Origin of the sequence: Psychrobacter sp. L7, from assembly GCF_002810365.1 — a bacterium.
In the GTDB taxonomy this organism is placed as follows: domain Bacteria; phylum Pseudomonadota; class Gammaproteobacteria; order Pseudomonadales; family Moraxellaceae; genus Psychrobacter; species Psychrobacter celer.
The window spans coordinates 28799-47274 of sequence record NZ_NEXR01000003.1 but is presented as its reverse complement, the minus strand read 5'-3'; the positions used below and the strand labels follow the sequence as shown (position 1 = coordinate 47274).

Here is an 18476-nt window from a genome sequence, read left to right as displayed (position 1 = left end):
TTATACCACCGTTATCATTACCAGCACGAGCAATACAGCAACGCCTAAGCCAAAGCTTGCAGCGTAACCTCGAAGTGACCCTGTTTGCGTCGCAGACAATACCTTATTACCTGCTGATGCCAGCTTAGGTAAGACATACCACGTTTTATCGATAGGGTCGGCTTTTAATAAGCGGCCGATGAACAAAAAGGGTTTTACAAAAAGTAAATCGTATAGCGCATCGAAACCTAGGCCGTGATAGCACCAGTGATACAGCGCGCCGCCGACACGCGAGCGCTTAAAGCTCGTTAGCAGACGACCTTTATTGACCACATATAACAGCGCGGCCAATACCAAACCTGCCAGCATCGCACCCATGGCGATATACTCTGCAGTATGCTTGGCCTCTGCTTGACCAGCCACTTCTAATAGATGCCCAACACTCTGGGGCAATACACCTTGCAATGGCGGCGTAATCCACGCACCGACAGCGGTCGATAGTACCAAAAGCACGGTAAGTGGTAACCAATATGACACTCCTGACAGCTTATGCGCATGGGTCTTTTCTTCACCAAAAAAGACAATCCAGATCATACGGAAGGTATAAATTGCCGTTAAGAATGCACCAAAAACACCCATGTAAAATAGTACTAAGTGACCGGTGGCATAGGTTTCCCAAAGAATCGCTTCTTTAGAATAAAAACCAACGGTGATCCAAGGTATCGCAGCGAGTGCACCGCCACCGACGATATAACACCAAAATACCAAAGGTATCTTTTTGCGTAAGCCGCCCATCTTAAAGATGTCTTGCTCATGATGTACCGCTAGAATGACCGCACCTGATGCCAAGAACAACAGCGCCTTAAAAAAAGCATGGGTCATCAAATGAAAGATAGCCCCTTGCCACGCGCCCACGCCTAAGGCCAAAAACATATAGCCAATCTGACTCATGGTCGAGTAAGCAAGGATACGTTTGATATCGGTTTGCGCCAGCGCACAAAATCCAGCGACCACAAGCGTTAACGCCCCGACACCGCCGACCCAGTACAATAAAATACCTGGCGTTAGCTCAAACAATGGATGCAGGCGGGCGATTAAATACACCCCTGCGGTGACCATCGTCGCGGCGTGAATCAATGCCGATACTGGTGTTGGACCTGCCATCGCATCAGCAAGCCATGTGTGTAGTGGCAACTGGGCTGATTTACCCATCGCGCCGCCCACCAGCATCATAGTGGTGAGCATCATTATGGGGTTGTTTAGGTCAAAGACTTCGGGCGCGCGGGTGATAATCTCTTGAATATGCAGCGTACCGAACTCGCGAAACAATAAAAACAAACCAAAGGCTAAAAACACATCACCGACACGCGTGACCGTAAAGGCTTTCATCGCCGCGCGGCCATTGGCTCTGTCGTGGTAATAATAACCAATCAGCAAGTACGAGCAAATACCCACGCCTTCCCAGCCCAGATACAGCAAAAACAAGTTATCTGCTAACACCAGTAACAACATACTGGCGACAAATAAGTTCATATAGCTAAAGAAACGGGCAAAGCCGGTATCGCCTTTCATGTACCAAGCGGCAAACATATGAATCAAAAAACCGATGCCCGTGATGATGCCTGTCATGGTCAATGCCAAGCCATCAAAACTCAGCCCAAAGCTCGGAGCAAAATCCCCGACCTGAAACCACGTCCACAGCGGCATCTCGACGACCGTACCTGCAGGGTAACTGGTCAAAAAAGTATAGCTGACGACGAGCGTACAAAGCGCAGATAGCAGCATACTACCGACACCGACTATCCTCGCCACCTGCTCGGTGAGTTTATCGCGCATAAAGGCTAAGATTAAAAAGCCAATGAGCGGGAATATAAAGGTTAATGGTAATAAACTCATGACATCATCCTTTCATCTCATTGGCGCTATCGACATCGAGATGCCCACGCTTATGATAAAACCGCAATAATATTGCCAGACCGATTGAAGCTTCAGCCGCGGCCAAAGTCAAAATAAAGATAAACATAATCTGCCCATCTGGATCGACCCAGCGACTGCCTGCTACTACAAATGCCAATGCCGTCGCGTTCATCATAATCTCAAGACTCATTAGCATAAATAAAAAGTTACGTCGTACCATGACGCCGCACAGACCGATGGCAAATAAAATACCTGCCAAAATCAGTCCATGACTCATGGGTATCATACCCAGTACATTTTGCGCCTCAGCAGCTGGCTGTACTAAGCCTGCTACCTCGTGGGCAAACGGCACGTTTGACACATCTTGTGCCACGCTTGCTGCTAGTACCATCAGTCTGACTCCTTGCGCGTGACTCGTTGTACACCTACTTGCTTACCGACATAGTCATGCGGGTCAACATCTTTGTATTCATAAGGCTCCGCCATCTGTGCTGCATGGCTATCGTCGTTATCATATGATTTGATACTGCCGACAGCTGGCTGCACGTCTCGGCTACCATTGCCGATGATCTCATCATCTTTCGTCTCTTTGCCCAAGTGATAGGCGGCAACCAAAGCGGCTAGCAGCAGTAGGGCCGCCACCTCGATGAGCATGACGTATTTGGTAAAGAGCACCGTACCGACTGCTTTGGCAGAGATGGTGGTACCACCAATCATCGCCGCGTCATCATGCCCCATACCTATCATCGCATACAGCACAACGCCGATGATAACCGTCAGGCCGGTCGGCAGCGCCCACGTGCCAGCATCGAGCCAGCGCTCTTCGCGCTCATCATTACTCATGCCCAAGTTGAGCATCATAATGACAAAGACGAACAGCACCATGATAGCGCCAGCATAGACGACGATCTCTAGCGCCCCTGCAAACGGCGCACCTAAGACAAAGAAAATACCTGAGATGGCGAGCAAAGACACAATCATCGACAAGATGGCATGTACTGGATTGGCCTGCGTCACCACGCGCAGGCTGGCAAATATCGCCACAGCAGCCAGCGCATAAAACCCTGCCAGCTCAGGGCTGTTTAAAATAGTCATCATGGTAGCAAGCTCCTTAGATCAATCGGTGCCGCTTCGTTTTGAGCAGCGCCTTTTGGTTTTTCCGCTACCGCCATACCGGTCACACGATAATAGTTATAATCAGGATATTTGCCTGGACCTGAGATGAGCAAATGCTCTTTTTCATAGACCAAGTTTTGGCGCTTATACTCACCCAGCTCAAAATCTGGCGTCAGCTGAATCGCTGTCGTCGGACAGGCTTCTTCGCACATTCCGCAAAAGATACAGCGCGAAAAGTTAATACGAAAAAACTCTGGATACCAGCGTCCATCGTCACGCTCGGCTTTTTGTAGTGAGATACAGCCTACTGGGCAGGCGACGGCACATAGGTTACACGCCACACAGCGCTCATCACCATCAGGGTCACGCGTCAGCACAATACGCCCGCGAAAGCGTGGCGGCACTGGCACTGGCTCTTCAGGATAAAGAATGGTGTCACGTGGCCTAAGCGCATGACTGTTGACCATCCACATGCTGCGGACAATGGTAAGGATACCAATGACGGTCTTTTTTATGGTAGTAAACATGGGATTATTATCCTTATCAGCTTTACCCTAGTTCATCAATGATGGCTAGTAATGATTACAACGTTGGGGAAAAGATCAAAATGACTGCAGCAGTAACGATTAAGTTAATCAGCGTCACTGGCAGGCAGACTTTCCAGCCAAAGTTCATCACCTGATCATAGCGCGGACGCATGAGTGAGCCTCGAGCCAAAACAAATAGGGTCATAAAAAACAGCGTCTTAATCATGAACCAAAAAGCTGGTGGAATAAATGGAATATCTAAATTAAAAGGAGCCAACCAACCACCAAAGAATAAGCAAGTCATCAAGGCTGAGATCAGCACCACATTGACGTACTCGCCAATAAAGAACATACCAAACTTCATACCCGAATATTCGACATGATACCCTTCGGCAAGTTCTTGCTCGGCCTCTGGCTGGTCAAATGGATGCCTGTGGGTCACCGCCACACCAGCGACCACAAAGGTCAAAAATCCAAAAAACTGCGGAATGATATACCAGCCATCGATTTGTGACTCAACGATTTCGCGCAAATTAAACGAGCCGGTCAAGGCCACCACGCCCATCAATGATAAGCCTAAAAACACCTCATAACTGATGGTTTGTGCCGCCGAGCGTAGGCCGCCCAATAGCGAGAATTTGTTGGCAGACGCCCAGCCACCAAACATTACCGCATAGACGGCAATACCTGCCATGGCAAAAAAGAACAAAATACCGATATCCCAATCAGCCACCCCAAAGGTCGGCGAGACAGGGATAATGGCAAATGAGGCCAATGCGGTAAACATCGCGACCGCAGGTGCCAAGGTAAACATAAACTTATCGGTGAAATTTGGTGTCCAGTCTTCTTTAAAGAAGATTTTGAGCATATCAGCGACCAGCTGCAAGGAGCCAAACGGCCCGACACGGTTGGGGCCATAACGATCTTGCCATAAGGCCAGCATGCGGCGCTCATAGACAATCATCAACGCCGCCACGATAACGACCACCAAAAATATGACCAGTGCTTGCACCACCATAAATAAAACGGACCAAGTATCAAAGCTCATACTACTGGCCAAAAAGCTTGGCACATCAGGGATAATACGGGTAACTTGCATATTACACCTCCTGTGTGGTGGTCGGCGCGGTGCCAGTTGGCGCAGCGCGGTTGGTGGTATCGTCAGCGCTATCCGCCATATCGCCCCTCATTGTCACGGGTGCATCGACTTTACGGACTGAGGCTGGCATCGAAGGGTGAATGATGCTCACCTGCCCGACAGGATAACCAATACAGCCTTCTGCTAGATAACCGACAATCTGTACTGGCAGGGTGATTTGCTGTTTGTCAATCTCGATTGCTAAGTAATCACCAGCGGCAATATTCCAGTCTTTGGCATCATCCATACCGATACGCCATGCCGCCACCGGCAGCTGCTCGGCGACGATAGGACTGCGCGATGCCATCATTGAGCTGGCATAGATATTATAGATAGGCACCAGTTTGGCTTGTCCCTGCTGCATGTCAGTCGTGGTCGCAGACAGGGCTTCTGGTGCGACATACTGACGTGTCGGTAGGCGCTCGAGCATATCGAACAAACGCACGCCTGGGTCGCCGTTTTTTAGATGACCACCGACTTTGTCTTGGTATTTGTTCCATGCTTGCGGCGAGTTCCAGCCAGCAGCATGAGCAAAAGGAACCATCGAGCTTGGTGTTTGTTTGCCCGTGTAGCCTTCCATAGAGAAAGTCAATCCTGTATCCAAGTCTTTTGGCTGCATCGGCTCATGTACTGAGATCGGCGCACGCATGGCAGTACGACCAGAGTAACGCCGCGGCTGACGCGCAATTTTAAGACCCGTGATACGGTAGTCCGCATCGGGCGCGGCGCCCTTGATACCAGCAAGCTTTGGATGGGTGGCGATCAATGCATTGATGACATCATCGAGCTGTGTCCAATCGACATCACGGCCTTCGATACTGCTATGCACCGCATGTAACCAGCGCCAGCCTTCTTTGATACTGCTCATTGGATGATAATATTCATTATCATAAACTTGGAAGAAGCGCTGCGCACGGCCCTCAGCAGAGATAAGCGTACCATCCGCTTCGGCAAAACTGGCGGCTGGCAAGACGATGTCGACGTCTTTGTGCCAATCAAGCAGCTGATGATCAAGGGCGATGACGGTCTTATCAGCGAGTAACTGCGTCAACTTATTGGTATCAATGGCATCGGTCAGCTGGTTTTCTGCAACCACCACCACATCAAAGTCAGTGGCTAGTAGCTCTTCAACTGACTGACCGCCAAGCATACAAACGCCCATGCTATTGGCATCAGGAACCGTTAGATAGATACCTGCTTGTGCCTGATACCTGTTATTTACTTCTTTTAACTCAAGGTTTTCAGCAGGCTCGCGCTCGACATCATCCTGCGCTTCTGTATTCACGCCTGTTTCAGGTTTGTTCGGCTTAGCAGATAAATCTTGGTCTTCTTCAGGCTGGTCTTTAGCCGCTTTCGCTTGTGCTGCCTGTACTTTGGCATTATGTGCCTCAACCTGCTGTTGCTCAGTCGCTTTGATTGCCGCGCGTTTTTGCGTGAGTACCTGAGTAATCTGCGCCGCTGCTTCTATCAGTGCAGTAGAAGATAAGCTGCTACCCGAAACCACCAGCGGCTGATCGGCTTGAATCAAATCATATGCGATTTGCTGCGCGAGTGCCTGCATCGCATCGGTCTCGCGCTCGGCAGTATCCGCTTGCGGCGCTACAATCTGCGTCAAATCATCTGCCAGACCTGCAATCTCATCAGCAACTTTAAAACCAAGTTTAACAATGTCTTCAGGAGTCGCTACCACGCTGGCTTTGCTGATGTCTTCTAGCTTGGTTTGGGTCACATCGACGACGTATACTGGGCTTAACGCGTCTTGGGCGATACGCTTGACAGGCTCGGCAAGCCAAGGCTGCGTTTGCAGCGCCGCCGCCATTTTTAAGCCTTCGTTTTTCGCGGCTTGACGTACTGACAGTGCGACACGTGATGAAGTTTGGGTGATGTCTTCGCCCAACACCAGCACAGCGTCATGTGCTTCGATATCAGCCATGCTAGGATTATAGATACCTTCAGTGCTGAGCACTTCGATACATTTATTGACCAATGCTTGCTGCTGATGATTGAGGCCGGTTGAAAAGTTATCAAATCCGACCAGATTTTTTAGCGCAAAGTTGGTCTCGAGACTGGCGCGCGGTGAGCCAATACCGATGACTTTTTTGTCTTTGATGCGTTTGATGGTTTCATCAAGCGCGTAGTCAATATTGATTTTGACGTGTTTGTCATTGATACGCTCAAGCGCTTGGGTTGGACGATCAGCGCGGTTGACATAGCCATAACCAAAGCGGCCACGGTCACATAAGAAGTAGCGGTTTACGTCACCGTTATAGCGGTTTTCGATACGGCGCAGCTCGCCATAACGCTCACCTGGCGAGATATTACAGCCCGCCGAGCAGCCATGACAGATGCTGGGCGCATACTGCATGTCCCATTTACGATTGTAGCGATCAGAATGCGTTTTGTCAGTGAATACCCCAGTTGGGCACACTTCGGTTAAGTTGCCTGAAAACTCGCTTTCGAACTGACCGTCTTTATCACGGCCAAAATACACACGGTTGTTTGAGCCATAAACGCCCAAATCTTCGCCGCCTGCGTAGTCTTTATAAAAACGCACACAGCGATAGCATGCGATACAGCGGTTCATCTCGTGAGCGATAAATGGCCCAAGGTCTTGGTTATGATGCGTGCGCTTGGTAAAGCGATAGCGACGACGACTATGACCTGACATATAAGTCATGTCTTGCAAGTGACAATGCCCGCCTTCTTCACAGGTTGGACAGTCATGCGGATGGTTGGTCATGAGTAGCTCAACCATCGACTTGCGGAATGCCTTGGCTTCGTCATCCGTCACTGAGATATACATGTCATCGCCAGGAGCGACCATGCAAGACATTACTAGACGACCGCGCCCTGCTTCCATATCATCTTTGTTTTGGAACTGCTTGACTGCGCACTGACGACACGAGCCGACCGAGCCAAGGGCTGGATGATAACAAAAATACGGCACATCAATGCCGAGTGATAAGCAGGCTTGCAGCAAGTTATCGCTGCTATCTACTTCGACAGTGGTACCATCAATATGTATGACTGCCATGCCGCTCTCCTTATTTCACTTCTGGCTGTTGGTTGGCTGCCGCATCAATGACATCGACACCAACCGCCTGCGCGATTTTTTGATCAAACTCAGGACGGAAATATTTAATCGCACTCATCAGTGGCTCCATCGCACCAGGCGCATGGGCACAGAATGTTTTGCCGATCCACAAGTCACGGGTGAGGCCTTCTAGTTTTTCCACATCGCCGACTTGTCCCTCACCATCATTGATGGCGGTAAGCAGCTTGACACCCCACGGCAGACCATCACGGCATGGCGTGCACCAACCGCATGACTCACGCTGAAAGAAAATCTCAAGATTGCGCAGCAGCGGCACCATGTCCTGCGCTTCATCGACGACCATAATCAGCCCAGTACCCATACGGCTACCGGCTTTTTGAATGGTGTCAAAATCCATCACCACGTCCAAATGCTCTGTGGTCAAAAAGTCGGTCGAGGCACCACCAGGCAACCATGCTTTGAGTGTCTTGCCATCTTTCATGCCGCCAGCCAACTCTTCGATGATCTCGCGAGCGGTATAGCCAAATGGCAGCTCCCATAGACCTGGGTCATTGACCAATCCTGAGCAGCCAAAGAGCTTAGTACCCGGGGTTTCACTTTTGCCTTTGATCTTTGATAGTGACTGATACCACTCGACACCATGATTGAGAATCGCTGGCATATTATTTAACGTCTCGACGTTATTGACCACCGTCGGTCTGCCCCACGCCCCAGAGATTTGCGGAAACGGCGGCTTGGTACGAGGGTTGGCGCGGCGACCTTCTAGGCAGTTGATTAAAGCGGTTTCTTCACCGCAGATATAGCGGCCAGCACCCGTATGTACGTGCAGATTAAAGCTAAAATCTGAGCCAAGAATGTTGTCGCCCATCAGGTTGTTGGCTAGACATTCTTCAATAGCTGTGACCAAGCGCTCAGCAGCTAAGATGTACTCGCCGCGGATAAAGATATAACCATCGGTGGCACCGATCGCATGCGCAGTAATGAGCATACCTTCGATAAGCTGAAACGGTAGGCGCTCCATCAATAAACGGTCTTTAAAGGTGCCCGGTTCCATCTCATCGGCATTACAGATGAGATAGCGCGGCAAGCCATCTGGCGGCGACATAAACGACCACTTTAGACCAGCGTTAAAGCCAGCGCCGCCGCGTCCTCTGACATTGGCCGCCTTGATCATATTGCCGACTTCTTTTGGTGATTTGGACAATGCTTTTTTTAAACCCGTAAAGCCTTGTAGAGACTCATAAGTCGCTAAATCCAAAACGGCATCATGATGCGCCAAACGCCAAGTCAATGGTTTGGTTTCGCTGGTGGCGGTCGCCTTATCACCATAAATTGGTATACGCTGTTCGTTTAGCTGGCTTGGCGCTTTACCTTGACCGCGACGAGCAATCTGCTCTGAAATCGTTAAACTCATGCGTATAGCTCCAATAATTGCGCGACCTCAGATGGTTGGACAGGACCATAAGTGTCTTCGTCTATCAGCACCGCAGGGCCTTTATCACAGTTACCCAAGCAGCAAATCGGTAATAGCGTAAAACGGCCATCAGCTGTGGTCTGCCCATACTCAATACCCAGCTGTGATCGAATTTCAGCCGATAATGCCTCATAGCCTGTTAGATAGCAGGCCACTGAGTCACAAATCAGGATAACGTGACGGCCGACAGGCTGACGATAAATACGGTTAAAGAAAGTCGCAACGCCGTCCATATCCGACATCGGAATGTCTAATATATTGGCGATAGCATTGACCTGCGCATCATCGACCCAGCCGTTGCGCTTTTGCACGATTTTTAGCGCATCTAACGAGGCGGCGCGCGCATGGGGATAGTGATGCATATATTCATGAATGGCAGCAATTTCCTCAGGGGTGAGGATGCTGGCCACATCTACTTTTGGCATTTTGTCGGAAACAATTTTCATAATCTTCTATCTTTCCTCACTCATCATGCTAAGCACCTAGCCACTACAGCCTTATCATCGCTGACATAAAAACACTGTATGATATTGACAGGTGATCGCATTTTGGCGTGCCATCAGGCAATAATATATTGATTGACTTATCTTAAAAAAACACTCATCTCAAATCACAGCGCTAGCGGTCACAGTCTGCCATCACAATATCAATCGATGCCAGATACATAATGGCATCAGAGACCAAAGAGCCATTAATCACTGACGGCATCTGCTGCAAATGAGCAAATGTCGGGGTGCGAATACGAGTGCGATAACTCATCGTGGCTTTGTCAGACGTGATGTAATAGCTGTTGAGGCCTTTGGTTGCTTCCACGATGGTGGCACACTCACCCGCTGGCATCACAGGACCCCAAGAGACAGAGATAAAGTGGTTGATCAGCGTCTCAATGTCATTTAGCGTACGGTCCTTTGGCGGTGGTACCGCTAGCGGATGGTCGGCTTTGTACGGGCCTTGCGGCATGTTGTCCATACACTGGCGGATAATACGCAGCGACTGGCGCATCTCTTCGACTTTTACCATACAGCGATCATAAGCATCACCGTTGTAGCCGATGGGCACTTCAAAGTCAAAATTCTCATAGCCCATGTATGGACGTGCCTTACGCAGATCAAAGTCCACCCCTGTCGCGCGTAGACCGGCACCGGTGACACCCCAAGCTAAAGCCTGCTTAGCATTGTACTGTGCCACGCCTTGAGTACGGCCCTTGAGCACGCTGTTTTGTAGTGCCGCTTTGACATACTCATCCAAACGCTTAGGCATCCACTCCAAAAACTCACGTACCAAGCGCTGCCAGCCACGCGGCAAGTCAGCAGCCGTACCGCCAATACGGAACCACGCTGGATGCATACGGTAGCCGGTGACGGCTTCGATGACATCATAGGCTTTTTGGCGGTCGGTAAACATATAAAATACCGGCGTCATGCCACCGGCATCCTGAATAAAGGTACCGACATACAATAGGTTGTTGGTAATACGGAAAAACTCGCTCATCATCACGCGGATGGTCTCAGCGCGCGGCGGTATCTTAATACCAGCGAGCTTTTCCACCGACATGATGTAGGGCAGCTCATTCATCACCCCGCCCAGATAATCGATACGGTCGGTATAAGGGATAAATGAGTGCCACGTCTGACGCTCAGCCATCTTTTCTGCACCGCGGTGGTGATAGCCAATATCAGGGATACAATCAACGACTTCCTCGCCATCGAGCTGTAGTACCAAACGAAAGGCACCGTGCGCTGAGGGGTGGTTAGGGCCGATGTTCAAAAACATAAAGTCTTCATCGCGGCCCGAGCGCTTCATACCCCACTCTTCTGGGACAAAGCGCAGGTTTTCTTGCTCGTATTGTTGTTTTGCCGCGTTTAGGAAATACGGCGTAAATTCAGTGGCGCGCGCGTGATACTCTTTGCGCAGTGGATGGCCTTCCCAGTATTTCGGCAATAAGATGCGCGTCAGGTGTGGATGGCCACTAAAGACAATCCCAAACATATCCCAGACTTCGCGCTCATACCAGTTGGCATTTGGCCAAATCTGCGTGGCGCTCGGCAGCGTCAAATCGTCTTCATCTAGCGCCACTTTGATACGCACATCACTATTGCGCTCAAGCGACATCAAATGATAAAACACCGTAAAGTCGCTATCTGGCAGACCTGCACGGTGCTGGCGCAACCGCTCATCTATCGCCGATAAGTCAAATAGCATGACATAGGGCTTGGGCAATTTGCGCAAGAATAACAATATCTCAAGCAAATCTGCGCGCGCCACCCACACCGTTGGAATCTCATCAACCGTATGCTGCACCACAAACTTGCCAGCATATTTATGGGTAAGCTCTTGGATGACTGCTGGAGCAGGCTTGCTCTTAGGACCCCTATTATTAGGATCTGTGTTTTCGACTACCGTGACCATGAATGATGTATTCCTTCATTAATCATAACTAAACGATGTTAATCATAACCGAACTGTGATGGGCGTACGCGTACTGAGCACGTCTACGAATTATTAACGATAAAACCCTAGCCAGACTACATAACCGCTGGCGCTAACAGCGCGCTTAGATACTGTCTGGGCTGCGCAGGTTTTTTACCGCGATACGGTCTGCCTGTTTGCGATCGCGCTCAGGCGTCATTTGCGGCTGGTAGATACCCTGCTCATTGACATGGACACCCAGCGGACGGCGCTCTTTGGTAATAGACTCTTGTAGCAGCATCAGCCCCTGAATCAGCGCTTCTGGACGCGGCGGACAACCTGGCACATAAACGTCGACAGGGATAATCTTATCCACACCTTGTACGACAGAGTAGATATCATACATACCGCCTGAGTTGGCGCAGGCACCCATTGATATGACCCACTTTGGCTCTAGCATTTGCTCATAAAGACGCTGGATAACAGGGGCCATTTTGACAAAACAAGTCCCAGCAACGATCATCACATCGGCCTGACGCGGCGAGGCGCGAATGACTTCGGCACCAAAGCGCGACAAGTCATGAACCGCAGTTAACGTGGTGGCATATTCGACATAACAGCAAGAGGTACCAAAGTTAAATGGCCAAAGCGAGTGCTTGCGACCCCAGTTTGCTGTTGAATGGACAAGGTCTTCGAGACGACCCATAAAGACGTTTTTATTGACTTCATCTTCGATAGGGTCTTTGACCGTTTGACTGGTCTGAGCAGGATAGGTATCTGCATCAGGGTTGGCTTTTGTTAATGTGTATTTCATAACATACAACCTTTATATGGGGCACTGCAGGACAATCATCTTGCCACCGCGCGCGCCCATTATTCATAAGTGATCATTGATATACCATCATAAAACCCTAAGGTTTTGTACAGCTTGACCGTCTTAACGCTCAACACTGTCTTTTTGCGCAGACGTGGCAAAATCCACGGAAGTCACATTGCCCGTGGTATTGATATGATCGATATTTTGTAGATGGCGACGATTGGTCTCGATATTGTTTGAGACGTTGATCTGCCCTGATGACTGCGCTGGGACTTTACCTGTTGGATCGACCATCAGCTCGTGCGCGCCATCAAAACGGGTGATGTCTGCCAAATTAAAACCAGCAGGCGCGGCATGTAGCCGAGGTTTTTTGCGGCGCTTGTCCGCTGGTGCCCAGTTCATCGCGCCCAGACTCAGCTCATATATCAGACCGATGATTAAGATTGTGATAAAGATGGCGGCGGCAGCAAACCCTAACCAGCCGGCTTCGCGCACTGAAACGGCATACGCATAAAGATAAAGCGCCTCTAAATCGAAAATCACAAAGAAAATCGCCACCAAATAAAATTTGGCAGACAGACGAATACGGGCGTTGCCTGCTCCGACAACACCCGCTTCAAATATTTCTTCTTTTTGTGAGCCTTGAGAGCGACCGCCAAGCAAACGCGGCACGACCAGCATAAAAACAACTAGCCCAATGGCGGCTAAGATAAAAGCAATTGCTGACCAATTAAAAGCAGACATGATAATACGTGCTCCTCACCCAATCGAGTATCAAGCGCCGCGCAGAGACTGACCAACAAGGGTCGGTGAGCGGCAGGCTTGACGCAGACGAAAACACAAAGCGACTGTCATTGAGCCACTGTATTTAAGTAACGACTAAATAACCATATTAGGTACTGTGCTGGTAATAGCCAATTATCAAGTGTATTGACGACGATGTCAGACATGACCAACTGTAGAGGTTCCGCTAGACATACGGAGCAAGCTGGTCGTCTAACCCCGCTTGTAACAACGTAAGATCAACTTATTAAATCAATATCATATCGCACTGCTTACTTAATTGATTTAATAACTCATTACACGTAGTCAACAATGGACGAGACAACTGGCATAAATTATTTACGTACTATACGCATTTCAGTGCCCAAAAGCTAGTTTTTAACTGTATTGAACGGTCACTTTCTCTATAAAAAAAATATGTTTTTTTTACTATAAATTATGATATAGACATTACCTTATATTAACCCCAAATCCATAAATTTTACTTAGAATTGATACCATATCATTATTGAGCAAAACCGCTTGGCTTTACTCGGCATCTCTGCGCGGCCATCTCCTCCCCAAAGTCGTTGTTTTTGCTTTATAATACCTCACCGAATTTTAATGATGTCTCGCCATTGGCACAAAGACACCTTTGGCAGCGTCTCAATCATCTTTGGTAATGATAAACCTACAGCACGATATCTGATGAAAAATCTTAGCCTATATTGGCAATATTTATTTGTCCCTCTTAGATGACAGTGATGGTTTATTTTTATCCAGTGGCTGTCGGTACAGTGTTTATACCGCTATAGTCAGTTCACTATAAAATGTTATAGCAAGGCTGATAGAAATTTTTGCAGCCTCTGTCTGCAGCGGCATAGCACGCCAGAAAATTTTTATCGGCCTTTTTGGTCAATAAACGCATGACGCTTTTATTTAGAATCGACTATATTTTATCTTTTGCTTTTGTCTTACAGGTCACGTTATGAGTCAACTCAATCCCAAACAATCCGAGGCCATGCTCTACGTCTCAGGCCCACTACTGGTGCTGGCGGGTGCCGGCTCTGGTAAGACATCAGTGATCACCCGCAAGATTGCGTATCTAATTGAAGAGTGCAACATGCCAGCGGAGCGTATCACCGCGGTGACCTTTACCAACAAGGCGGCGCGCGAGATGAAAGCGCGTGTCAGCAAGCTACTCCCTAGCGAAAAGATGCGCGGTCTGACGGTCTCAACCTTTCACCAATTTGGTCTGCAGTTTTTGCGTTATGAGCTGATGCACACGCCGCTCAAGGGCAATTTTTCTATCATGGACAGCGACGACAGTAAGCGCCTGCTGATGGAGCTGATGATGCGCGACAACCTAAGCGGCGCTGAGAGTCGTGAGCTGGTCGGCAAAGCCATCAAGATGATCTCAGACTGGAAAAACGACTTGATTGAGCCGGATAAGGCGATGGAGACGTTGGACGATCCAGAGGACATGATTTTTGCCACGCTATATGGTTTATATGAGCGCAATCTGCGTGCGTATAACGCTGTGGATTTTGACGATTTGATCGTCTTGCCGACCAAGATACTGCGTGAAAACAGGGAGCTGCGCGACAAATGGCAAAACCGCATTCGCTACTTATTGGTCGATGAGTATCAAGATACCAATACCGCCCAGTATGAGATGATCAAATACTTGGTCGGGCCGCAAGGTCGCTTTACCGTGGTCGGCGATGACGATCAGTCGATCTATGCGTGGCGCGGTGCCAAACCTGAAAACATGGCACTGCTCAAAGAAGATTTTCCCAAACTAAAAATCGTCATGCTTGAGCAAAACTACCGCTCGACCACCCGTATTTTGACCTCAGCCAACGCGGTGATTCTTAACAACGAGCATTTATTTGAAAAAAAGCTCTGGTCGGATAAAGGCCAAGGCGAAAAAATCCGCATCATCAACTGCCGTAATGACGATGATGAGGCCGAGCGCGTCGCCAAAGAAATCGTCACGCACAAGCTGCGCTTTGGCAACGAGTGGGAGCAATACGCAGTGCTTTATCGCAGTAACTTCCAAGCACGTATGCTCGAGGCACAATTGCGCCAATTGCAAGTACCCTATAAGCTCTCTGGCGGTCAGTCGTTTTTTGCGCGCAGTGAAATCAAAGACATCATGGGTTATCTGCGCCTGATATTAAACCCAGAAGACGACAGTGCGTTTTTGCGTATCATCAATACACCCAAACGCGGTATGGGGCCTGCGACGCTTGAGAAGTTAGGCTTATTTGCCCAAGAGCATAGTATCTCCTTACTTGCCTCTTGTACCCATGCGGGCCTTTCGCACGTATTGCCATCCAAAGCCTATGGTACGATAAAGGAGTTTGGCGAGTTTATCGAGCACTATACCCGCGAGCTGGATCAGCACCCTGACCCTGTGCCCATCGTGCGCCAGATGATTGATGAGACAGGCTATATCGACTTTGTCCGTAGCGATGCCAAGACGCCGCAGCAAGAAAAAAACCGCCTTGACAATATCGACATGCTCTACACCAGTATTCAGTCGCTGATCAACCGCGCAGAAGACGATGAAGATCGCACCATTGATACCATCATTCGCAAACTGGTATTACTCGATATGCTCGAGCAACAGCAAGAAGAAGAAAACACCAATAAAGTCAATCTGATGACCCTGCACGCGGCCAAAGGCTTGGAGTTTGATTTTGTCTATATCATGGGGTTAGAAGAAGAGATGCTGCCGCATCGCAACTCTATCATCAGTGAGACCATCGAAGAAGAGCGGCGTTTGATGTACGTGGGCATCACCCGCGCGCGCCGTGAGCTGACGCTGACGCTGGCAACCCAGCGCCGTGCTGGTGGACAAATGCGCGTCACCTCCGAGTCGCGGTTTTTAGATGAGCTGCCAGAGGATCATATCGACTGGCCTGCCAAAGCCAAAAAGAAAAAAGCCAGCAAAGACCCTGAAAAAGTCGCTGATGAATACTTGGCCAATATTCGGGCATTATTGGGCAATCGTTAACGGTCACTAAACGTTCAGCCTTCATCGCCCGTCCCCGTCTTTGTTATCATAAGGGCACAGCATAGAAAACATCGACATGGCTGAGTGATGAGACAACTACCGAGTGAATTGAAGACACGCCCTAGTACCTGTCCTAGCATTTGTAAAAAACATTGGAACCTTTATGCCTACGCCACCGCCTGAACAAGAACGACCATCGACCCTGCAAGGAGATTACAATCCTGCAGAGTATAGCGCTGAGTACAAGCTGCTGTATCTACAAGGTCTGGTGGCTGACAGGGCATTTGAGGACATTACCGCGTTTTTAGACAAGCAATCAGAATATGAAATTGCCAGCTTACTTGAGTCTTTTCCAACACAAAACCGCCTGCTGATTTGGGAGCAAGTACCCGATAACATCAAAGGTGAGGTGCTGGCCGAGCTAGAAGTCGATACGCGCCAGCCGCTGATGGAAAACATCTCATCCAAAGAGATATCACTGTTTACACAAGACCTAGATGCCCAAGACATCTCAGAGATTTTGGACACGGTGACCGACAGCGTCCGCACCTCGGTGATGGCGACGCTGGACGAAGATATCCGTGTGCAGGTCAATAAGCTCGACACCTATGCCGATTGGGAAGTCGGTAGCTATATGGACCCTGATCTCATTCAGGTCAGAGACGACATTACGCTGGCTGAGGTACAAGAATGGCTGCGCGACAATGACGATCTACTCGATGACGAAAGCCAAGAGCTGTTGGTCGTCGATCAAAGCCAGCAATTGCTTGGGCTGCTAAGCCTGGTGGATTTGATCAAACATGATCAAACCACTTTGGTCTCAGTGCTTATCGACCCTGCCGTCACCATCAATGATCGCTTCGACATCACCGATGCGGCGGCGATTTTTCGCTCAGAAGACATTCGTTTTGCTCCCGTCATCAACAGCCATGGCGAGCTGGTCGGTCAGTTAAATGGCGAGGACATCATGGAGATTATCCAAGATGATGTCGATAGCACCATGAAAAACCTCGCCGGTGTTAGCCAAGATGAGGAGCTGTTTGCCCCTATCTTGACCAGCGCCAAAAGCCGTAGTATCTGGCTTGGTATCAATCTGTGTACCGCGCTATTAGCGGCGGCGGTCATCGGTCAGTTTGAGGCGGTGTTGGCAAAAGTGGTGGCGCTGGCGATTTTAATGCCCGTGGTTGCCAGTATGGGCGGTATCGCTGGCTCGCAAACCTTAACAGTCGTCATTCGTGGTATGGCGATGGGTCAAATTGGTGGCTCCAACCGTTTATGGCTACTGAACAAAGAGCTGTGGGTCGGCGCGATAAACGGTATGATATGGGCAATAATCATGGCGTTTATCGCCCAATTGTGGTTTCATGATATCAAGATCAGTGCGGTCATTGGCTTGGCAATCGCCATCAATATGACTGCGGCCAATGTCTCAGGCATTAGCATTCCTTTACTCCTAAAACGCATGAATATCGATCCTGCTCTATCAGCGTCGGTGATTTTGACCACCGTCACTGATATTGTCGGTTTTATGTCGTTTTTGGGCCTAGCAAGTGTGCTGATACTATGAGTGAGCACCAAAGCTGTCATGTAGTAATCATTGACTTTTTTGTTTTTACAAAGCCAATCGGCTTCGCCTAAATCAGGCATTTTTTTTGAATTTAATTTACAACCTATCCAATCGTTGAGTGAGTGCGTTATGCAAGCTGTACAAGTAAAAGTGTTAAACCCAAAAATCGTTGAAGACAAGGCTTTTTCTTTGCCGACACGTGCGACCGATGGTAGTGCTGGTATTGATTTGCGCGCTTGTATCGATGCGCCTTTGACCATCAAAGCCGGGGAAACACATCTTGTCGGTACAGGTCTGGCTGTGTATATCGAGGACCCTAATTATGCTGGGATGATTCTGCCGCGCTCAGGGCTGGGTCATAAGCACGGTATTGTTTTGGGGAATTTGGTGGGTTTGATCGATGCCGACTACCAAGGCGAGCTGATGGTCAGTATCTGGAATCGTAGCGCTGAGGATTTTGTATTAAACCCAGCAGAGCGTATGGCGCAGTATATTGTCGTCCCTGTCGCTCGTCCTGAGTTTACCGTGGTGTCAGAGTTTAGTGATACCAGTGCGCGCGGCGCAGGCGGTTTTGGTCATTCAGGTCGCCAGTAGACCGACTTGCTTTTTTGACTATTTAATGACTGTCGCTTGAATTGAAGACAAGCCCTAGAAAACCTCTACTATTTTAACCATCACGCCATAAGGAGAGTA

14 protein-coding genes are annotated in these 18476 nt (G+C 49.1%); 3 read left to right on the top strand and 11 right to left on the bottom strand.

Going from position 1 to position 18476, the window contains the following annotated elements; genetic code table 11:
• The 11 genes from nuoL to ndhC form a co-directional block, all read right to left on the bottom strand.
• Complete coding sequence (gene nuoL, locus CAP50_RS03940; RefSeq protein ID WP_075101461.1) at positions 1 to 1875, bottom strand: NADH-quinone oxidoreductase subunit L; 1875 nt, start codon at positions 1873 to 1875, stop codon at positions 1 to 3.
• A gap of 4 nt (positions 1876 to 1879) precedes the next feature.
• A complete protein-coding gene (gene nuoK / locus CAP50_RS03935) occupies positions 1880 to 2188 on the bottom strand; it encodes an NADH-quinone oxidoreductase subunit NuoK (protein WP_075101564.1) in 309 nt (102 codons plus the stop codon).
• A gap of 98 nt (positions 2189 to 2286) precedes the next feature.
• Positions 2287 to 2994: an NADH-quinone oxidoreductase subunit J gene (gene nuoJ, locus CAP50_RS03930; protein ID WP_075101460.1), complete on the bottom strand. Its 708-nt coding sequence runs from the start codon at positions 2992 to 2994 to the stop codon at positions 2287 to 2289.
• Positions 2991 to 3539 carry an NADH-quinone oxidoreductase subunit NuoI gene (gene nuoI, locus CAP50_RS03925; protein ID WP_075101459.1) on the bottom strand — a complete coding sequence of 183 codons (549 nt, stop codon included), beginning with the start codon at positions 3537 to 3539 and terminating at the stop codon, positions 2991 to 2993. The genes nuoJ and nuoI overlap by 4 nt, the downstream gene beginning before the upstream one ends.
• Before the next feature lie 55 nt (positions 3540 to 3594).
• Positions 3595 to 4587, bottom strand: coding sequence for an NADH-quinone oxidoreductase subunit NuoH (gene nuoH / locus CAP50_RS03920; RefSeq protein WP_172953072.1), 993 nt, complete (start codon positions 4585 to 4587; stop codon positions 3595 to 3597).
• A 52-nt stretch (positions 4588 to 4639) separates the two neighbouring features.
• A complete protein-coding gene (gene nuoG / locus CAP50_RS03915) occupies positions 4640 to 7711 on the bottom strand; it encodes an NADH-quinone oxidoreductase subunit NuoG (RefSeq protein WP_075101457.1) in 3072 nt (1023 codons plus the stop codon).
• Positions 7712 to 7721: 10 nt separating this feature from the next.
• Positions 7722 to 9146: an NADH-quinone oxidoreductase subunit NuoF gene (nuoF, locus tag CAP50_RS03910; RefSeq protein ID WP_075101456.1), complete on the bottom strand. Its 1425-nt coding sequence runs from the start codon at positions 9144 to 9146 to the stop codon at positions 7722 to 7724.
• Positions 9143 to 9652 carry an NADH-quinone oxidoreductase subunit NuoE gene (nuoE, locus tag CAP50_RS03905; protein WP_075101455.1) on the bottom strand — a complete coding sequence of 170 codons (510 nt, stop codon included), beginning with the start codon at positions 9650 to 9652 and terminating at the stop codon, positions 9143 to 9145. Before nuoE ends, nuoF begins: the two co-directional genes overlap by 4 nt.
• Before the next feature lie 172 nt (positions 9653 to 9824).
• On the bottom strand, positions 9825 to 11615 hold the full coding sequence (nuoC, locus tag CAP50_RS03900) for an NADH-quinone oxidoreductase subunit C/D (RefSeq protein ID WP_075101454.1): 1791 nt from the start codon (positions 11613 to 11615) through the stop codon (positions 9825 to 9827).
• Positions 11616 to 11760: 145 nt separating this feature from the next.
• The gene (locus tag CAP50_RS03895; protein WP_075101453.1) at positions 11761 to 12429 is read right to left on the bottom strand and encodes a NuoB/complex I 20 kDa subunit family protein; all 669 of its coding nucleotides are present in this window, start codon (positions 12427 to 12429) and stop codon (positions 11761 to 11763) included.
• Between the two features lie 123 nt (positions 12430 to 12552).
• Positions 12553 to 13176: an NADH-quinone oxidoreductase subunit A gene (gene ndhC / locus CAP50_RS03890; protein WP_075101452.1), complete on the bottom strand. Its 624-nt coding sequence runs from the start codon at positions 13174 to 13176 to the stop codon at positions 12553 to 12555.
• Between the two features lie 1006 nt (positions 13177 to 14182).
• Between ndhC and CAP50_RS03885 the strand changes: the two genes are divergently transcribed.
• The 3 genes from CAP50_RS03885 to dut all read left to right on the top strand — a co-directional run bounded on the left by CAP50_RS03885 (position 14183) and on the right by dut (position 18377).
• On the top strand, positions 14183 to 16216 hold the full coding sequence (locus tag CAP50_RS03885) for a UvrD-helicase domain-containing protein (protein ID WP_075101451.1): 2034 nt from the start codon (positions 14183 to 14185) through the stop codon (positions 16214 to 16216).
• 163 nt (positions 16217 to 16379) lie between these two features.
• The gene (gene mgtE / locus CAP50_RS03880) at positions 16380 to 17783 is read left to right on the top strand and encodes a magnesium transporter (protein WP_075101450.1); all 1404 of its coding nucleotides are present in this window, start codon (positions 16380 to 16382) and stop codon (positions 17781 to 17783) included.
• A gap of 129 nt (positions 17784 to 17912) precedes the next feature.
• Entirely contained in the window at positions 17913 to 18377 is a 465-nt protein-coding gene (dut, locus tag CAP50_RS03875) for a dUTP diphosphatase (protein ID WP_075101449.1), read from the top strand.
• Positions 18378 to 18476: the final 99 nt, after the last annotated feature.